The sequence below is a fragment of the Komagataeibacter oboediens genome (genome assembly GCF_003207815.1).
GTDB classification, from domain to species: Bacteria; Pseudomonadota; Alphaproteobacteria; order Acetobacterales; family Acetobacteraceae; genus Komagataeibacter; species Komagataeibacter oboediens.
The window spans coordinates 1-6,360 of record NZ_NKTX01000099.1 but is presented as its reverse complement, the minus strand read 5'-3'; the positions used below and the strand labels follow the sequence as shown (position 1 = coordinate 6,360).

Below are 6,360 nucleotides of genomic sequence, written 5' to 3'. Positions count from 1 at the left end.
GTTCCGCTTGGAATAATCTTGCTGCCTTGCCTGACACCATTCGATCCATCGGTCTTAGAAAGTGGGCTCACACAGGTCAGTTCCCATAACCGTTGGTATTATTTCCAGCCGCGCGTAACGGAAGAAGATTCCGAAAGCTCGAACGAATTCGAGATGATGGAACGCCCCGCCATTACCGATATCGTGCGTAACATCGCGGCAGGTGATGCGCGCATGAGCGTCGGTGCCCTGCATTATGGCAAGCGCTGGTGGATTGCCGGTTATCTGACCGGACAGAGCTACGGCGCGCGTGGTGGCTCGAATGCAGCCGCGGTTTCCAGTTCTGGCGTGACGAGCGGTGTGACCGACAGCCAGAGTGGCGGCACCTTCCGTATCGCGGGTCGTCCCTACATGTCCAAGGATATTGACGTGCATGTGGGTGTGTCCGGTATCGCCGCGTTCAAGGTGGCGGAAAAGAATGGCGTGCGTAGCGCGAATTTCGCCGAAGGCCCCGAAGTTGACCTGACGACAACCAAGTTCCTGAACGAGACGGTGGGGAATGTGGGCAGCGTCTGGTCCGCCGGTCCCGAACTTGGCTTCCGCTGGAAGCGGCTGGTGCTGAAAGGTGAATACTACCACATTGGCGTGACGCGCGGCGACAACTATGCCGCAGGTGCAAGCAGCCGGGGTTCGGTTGGCTTCCAGGGTTTCTACGGTGCGGCCAACTATACCATCTTTGGCAAGGCGCGTTCCTACAACATCAAGGAAGGCGCATTTGCCGCCCCCGGCGTGGATCACGCATTCGATCCGGCCCATGGTCACTGGGGCGCGCTGGAAGTTTCGGCCCGTTACAGTGTGGCGGATCTGAACAGCGGGCTTGGCACGGCCAATGCAATCCGTGGTGGGCAGCAGACGGTCTGGTCCGCGGGTCTGAACTGGTATCCCAACCGGCATTTCCGTTTCATGCTGGATTACAACCACATCATCGTCAGCAGGGACAGCTTCCTGTATGACGCGGTCGGTCGTGACGGCAACTCCGTCGCCGGTCGTATCCAGGCGGCTTTCTAAGGCGCGGACTTTTTATCTGATGATGTCATGTCTGCCGGTATCGCAAGAATACCGGCAGGCTTTCCCATCCTGATTTTCATAATTCAATACAGTAACAGGTCATTTAATAAACAGGCACGACAGGCGGTGCGTGCCCTATGTGGAACATTGAATGATGCAAGATAGTCCTGCACAGGCTGGCCAGTCGCCGTTCCTTACCATGGGGGATATTGCCCGGAAGGGACCGCTCCTTCGGCCGTCAGACCCGGGGGAAAGCCTTTTTGATCTGTTTCACCGCAACGCGGAACTGATGCTGGTTGCGGTTGTGGATGCGGATGATGTGCCTGTCGGTCTGGTTGAGCGACAGGCCTTTTTTCTGAAAGTGTCAGGTAAATTCGGCCATTCCCTGTTTAATCGTCGCCCTGTTTCATTATTGATGGATACAGCCCCGGTCATGATCGACGCCCGGGTTCTGGCATCCGACTTTACCGCCCGGACCCTGATGGGGCAGGCAGATGACCTCCTGCGCGGCTATATCGTGACCGATAATGGACGCTATTGCGGGACGGGATCCGTTCTGGACCTGATGAACGCGTCCCACTCCCATGCGATTGCGTCCGCCACCCGCCTGGAACAGGCGGCGGAAGACCTGCGCCGGGCAAATAAAAGAATATTACGCGACAAGCTGTTCATCGACACGATTGTAGAAAACATCCCGTCCGCGCTGGTTGTCCGGTCCGTGCGGCATGAACACCTCGTGCTGGTCAATCGTGCGGCCGAGGACATGATGGGATGCAGGCGTGACCTGCTGATTGAAAAGGATACCGCGCAGGTCTTTGGCGCGGACGAAATAGGCCACCTGCTGGTCAGCCGTCCGGCCGCCGGGCAGCAGGGCGTGCGCGAACAGGTCCTGTGTAACCAGCATGGGGATCCGCGTGCCATTGCCACCCGTCATGTCATGATTGCGGATGAACGCGGGGGCGCGCGCTGGGAACTGTGCGTGGCCGATGATGTCACGGAACAGCGCAATGCCCAGCATCAGGTGGAACGGCTTGCGCATTATGATCCCCTGACCGGCCTTGCCAATCGTGCGCTGTTCAGTTCGCGTCTGGATACGGTCTGTACTGTCGGGCAGGATGCGACATTACTGTGTATCGACCTGGATTACTTCAAGACGGTCAATGACGTTTATGGCCATGCGGCGGGGGATGCATTGTTGCGGCTGGTGGCGGAGCGGCTGCGGGCATGCAGTCGGCCCGAGGATCTGGTGGCGCGGCTGGGTGGTGACGAATTCGCCATTATCTGGCCCATCGTGCCCGCACAGGCGGAACTGACGGGACGGGCGCGTGAAATTGTCGAAACCGTAAGTCGTCCCTACATTATTGACGGCCACCATATTGTCATTGGCGCCAGTGTGGGTTCGGCGCTGTATCCGCAGGATGCCGATAACGCGGAAACCCTGCTGCAATATGCTGATATTGCGCTGTATCGCGCCAAGTCACAGGGGCGCAATGGATTCCAGTTCTTTGACGCCGCCCTGCGTGATGAAATTCAGACGCGCGCACGTCTGGGCAATGAACTGCGCACGGCCATTGCCAGCAGCGGACTGACCCTGCATTTCCAGCCCCTGTATTCAATGCCGACCAACCGTATCAGCGCATGTGAGGCCCTGGTGCGCTGGCACCATCCCACGCACGGCATGGTTCCCCCGGACCAGTTTGTGGGGCTGGCGGAAGAAAACGGGCTGATCCATGATCTGGGGGAATGGGTTTTGCGGGCTGCCTGCCAGGAAGCGGCGGACTGGCCCGAACAGGTCAAGATCGCGGTGAACGTGTCCCCCATCCAGTTGCGGAACCCACGCTTCCTCAGCATTGTCGAAGGGGCGCTGTCCTGTTCCGGTCTTGCGCCGCATCGGCTGGAAATCGAGATTACGGAAAACATCTTTGTCCAGAACAGCGCAACCAACCGCCATATCCTGCAGCAGCTGGGGCGTATCGGGTGCAGTATCGTGCTGGATGATTTCGGAACGGGGTATTCCTCGCTGGGGTACCTGCGGTCCTTTCAGTTCCAGAAAATCAAGATCGACCGTTCCTTCGTGCAGGAACTGCCCGAACGCAGCGCGTCAGGCATCATTCAGGCCATTATCAGCCTTGCGCAGAGCATGGACATTCCCATCACGGCGGAGGGCGTTGAAACGCATGACCAGTGGGCGCACCTCAATGACCTTGGATGTAATCAGGTCCAGGGCTTCCTGCTTGGCCGGCCCCAGCCTTCGGACGTGATCCGGCAGTCCATCCTGTCCTACGCCTGATCCCCGGATGTCCCGTTTGTGGGATGCATCAGGCAGCGCCGCCCTTTTCGGGAAAAGGGGGCGCCTGCAGACAACAGCCGGTTTTCATCAGCAGCGGGCCCACCCTCTATTTCTTACAGGGTGGCCATGGGCATATCCGTGACCATACCCGTCTTCAGCAGGGTGGACAGTTTGCCCAGTGCCTCCCCCCGATCCACGGATTTGCCATAGGGCATGTTGGGTCTCAGCCGTTCTTCCAGCCGTGCGACAGATCCCCGCCGTGGCCACGGACGGCGCAGCAGTTCCTCCACCAGTTCAGGATAGCGCCATGGAATATCGATCCAGGCGGAGGCATTCTTCATCGTATCGGGGTCGGTGCGCAGGATCTGCGGGAACAGGGCGATCAGGGTGCGTTCATGCAGTTCCATCGCGGCGGCGGGCATGGCCACCTGCGCCCTGCCGCGTACATGCTGCAGCAGGCGGCGGATCAGGGTATTGCCACCATGGCACAGATGGCCAATCTGGGTCAGGCGGGGATTCATTTCAATAAAATGATAGGTGCCGGTTTTTGCGCATCGTACAAAATCCAGGCCAAAAAAACCCGACAGCTTCAATGCCGCGCAGGTGACCCGTGCCGCGCGTTCCATATCGGCCGACTGCGTGATCTCGATCACCGTCGCCGCCCCCGTGCGTCCCTGATAGGACACGACATTGACCCCCAGCGTGCCGATCACTTCCCCTTCCCAGCAGGCCAGGCCACCATGATATTGGCGGGCATGCCGGTGACATGCGCCTGCGCCATGACGGGCAGGGGACGCCGGGCCGTTGCCTCCATGAAGGAATAGATGTCGCGATCCGCCAGCAGCACGCGCAGCGCACAGATCATGCGCACCGGCTGCGACAGGCGATGGAAACCGCTTTCGGCTTCCTGCTGTGTATCCGCGATCACCACGCCAGAGCCGCCCCAGCTCCGGTCGCGTTTGAGCACCCACGGGCCGGGCGTGGCTGCGCACCAGCGCCTCACATCCTCCAGGGTGGCGAGGTTGGCTGCCGCAGGGGTGGGAATGCCCTGTTCGCGCAGGACATCGATAAGCCGGAGCCGCGTCTGCGCATAGGCAAAGTATTCGTGTCGCCCGAGGGATCTTTCGATGGTGTCACGGCATAACCGGCCCGTGGCGGTCGAGGGGTCGGCCTCGCTGAAAACCTGGTGCAGGGTCACAACGACCCGGTCATCCGCCGGGATGATCAGGTCGGGGCGGATCTGTGCAATGGCATCAGCCAGCGCTGCGGTCGGCGCGACATACGGATAGGTCTGTATGCTCCTGATCGCACCCAGGCAGCGCAGGGGATGTCCGGCCGGGCAGATGGCATGGACTTCCACCCCGCTTTCCAGGAATTCCACCGCAGCGCGTGTGATGGCCGACCACCACACGGAGGAGACGATAAGAACCGTAAAATCGTTTTTCATGATCCGCAACTTTCCAGCTCGGGTCGGGATTCAGGATGAGGTGCAGGGGAAGTCAGGACGCAAAGGCGGTCTGCGGGACCGGGAACGATACGGGTTGTCGGCCCAGTCGGGCGCTCAGGCGGCGCGCGGCAAAGCGCGCACCCCAGGCAAAGCGTAAAAGGGGACCAAAGCTGCCTGCCGCCATGGGGCCGATGAAGTACAGGCCCGGCACGCTCGACTCAAAACTGTGTGACAGGGCGGGCATGTTCTCCTCGGTGCGGACGGCGCGCGCCAGCACGGGGTCAAGGAAGGGGATGCGCTGCATATCCACCCGGACGCCGGTGCCCAGGAATACATGGTCAACATCCACCGTGCGCGGGCGCTCGGCCTTTGTATCGCGAAAGACAAGATGGACGGCGTTATCGCGCATCTGCGCGGATTGCAGGTCGAGATTGAGCCAGATCGGTACCCTGTCCCGGACAACCTGACCTGTTACCCATCCCGCCGCCGGCCCCAGATGGCCACGTGTGATACGCAGGCGCAGGCGGGCGGGCAGCATGTGAAAGACATCGGGCAGGTCACAGGCCATGCGCGACCGCCACCCCGTCCCCAGACCGGAAACCGGCTTCTTGATCCGGGTCCACAGCAGCTTCAGGCCCGTCAGGTTTCGTGGGGGATGGTTGATCCATATCTTGGGCCGGCGGGTGCAGATAAAGGTCTGCGCGCCAGCATTATGCAGGAAGCAGGCCGTATCCACCGCTGATGACCCCGCGCCAATCACGGCGACCCGCTTGCCCGCGAAGCGGTCAAACGTGGTTTCGTCAAAGGTATGGCTGATCCGGTCGGCAGGCAGGTTGCGCACGGCAGGGGGGGTGTAGGCGAAGTGTTCGATCCCGATCGCCATGACCACATTGCGCGCCAGGACACTTTCTCCATTGTCCAGATGAAGGACAAACCCGTCCAGCGTGCGTGCCAGATGCGTGACCCGGCATGGCTGGAGGTGGGGTACGTGGGTTTTCTGGAATTCTTCGCCGTATTCCCGGAAAACCTCGGCAGGAATGGGTTCGCCAATGGGGGCGTAGGGATATCCCCGTTCCTTGCAGAACCGCGCAAGGGTTGACCTGCGGGTGGGGTCAAACAGGTTCAGTGCGAACCCTTCTGCCTTAAGCCGCAGGGCGGCGGGGACATGATCGCGCCAGAACCCCATCGGGCGCCCGAAAATACGGAAGTTGACACCCCTGTCGCGCAGATGGGCTGCAAGGGAGAGACCATAGGGGCCGGCCCCTATAATGGCTACGTCGGTATTCATCAGAAATCCACCAGCCAGTAAGTGCAGAAATGGAACAGGGCCTGGTAATGGCCACAAAACGTTTGGTCGTTATTTGCAGTATGGAGGAAACACGCGCACGTTTCTTGTTTCGGGCCCATCGGGACCAGAAGTGTGTGGAAACGGACCTCATGTTCCGCCATATATTAACCATACATTTACCTTATCTCAGAGCCCGATCCGAAAGTTTTTCAAGCTTGACAATGCCTTGCTGTCCGTCGTGTGAGCATGCGGATCGAGGCGATCAATGTCCATGCGGTTGAGGACGCA

At 60.1% G+C, this 6,360-nt stretch carries 4 protein-coding genes and 1 pseudogene; 2 read left to right on the top strand and 3 right to left on the bottom strand.

Features of this window, described 5'->3' with window-relative positions:
- Positions 1-57: 57 nt before the first annotated feature.
- Together CFR80_RS16400 and CFR80_RS16395 are read left to right on the top strand one after the other, a co-directional pair.
- Positions 58-1,047 (top strand): annotated as a pseudogene (locus CFR80_RS16400) (OprO/OprP family phosphate-selective porin); the annotation flags it as partial.
- A gap of 151 nt (positions 1,048-1,198) precedes the next feature.
- Positions 1,199-3,337, top strand: coding sequence for an EAL domain-containing protein (locus CFR80_RS16395; protein WP_010517343.1), 2,139 nt, complete (start codon positions 1,199-1,201; stop codon positions 3,335-3,337).
- A 113-nt stretch (positions 3,338-3,450) separates the two neighbouring features.
- Here CFR80_RS16395 and CFR80_RS19990 read toward each other — a convergent pair whose 3' ends face one another.
- The 3 genes from CFR80_RS19990 to CFR80_RS16385 are packed head-to-tail and all read right to left on the bottom strand — an operon-like array spanning position 3,451 to position 6,072.
- The gene (locus CFR80_RS19990) at positions 3,451-4,050 is read right to left on the bottom strand and encodes an ATP-grasp domain-containing protein (RefSeq protein ID WP_258367904.1); all 600 of its coding nucleotides are present in this window, start codon (positions 4,048-4,050) and stop codon (positions 3,451-3,453) included.
- Complete coding sequence (locus CFR80_RS19985) at positions 4,047-4,784, bottom strand: hypothetical protein (RefSeq protein WP_258367903.1); 738 nt, start codon at positions 4,782-4,784, stop codon at positions 4,047-4,049. The genes CFR80_RS19990 and CFR80_RS19985 overlap by 4 nt, the downstream gene beginning before the upstream one ends.
- A gap of 52 nt (positions 4,785-4,836) precedes the next feature.
- Positions 4,837-6,072, bottom strand: a complete 1,236-nt coding sequence (locus tag CFR80_RS16385) for an NAD(P)-binding domain-containing protein (RefSeq protein ID WP_110507728.1) — start codon at positions 6,070-6,072, stop codon at positions 4,837-4,839.
- Positions 6,073-6,360: the final 288 nt, after the last annotated feature.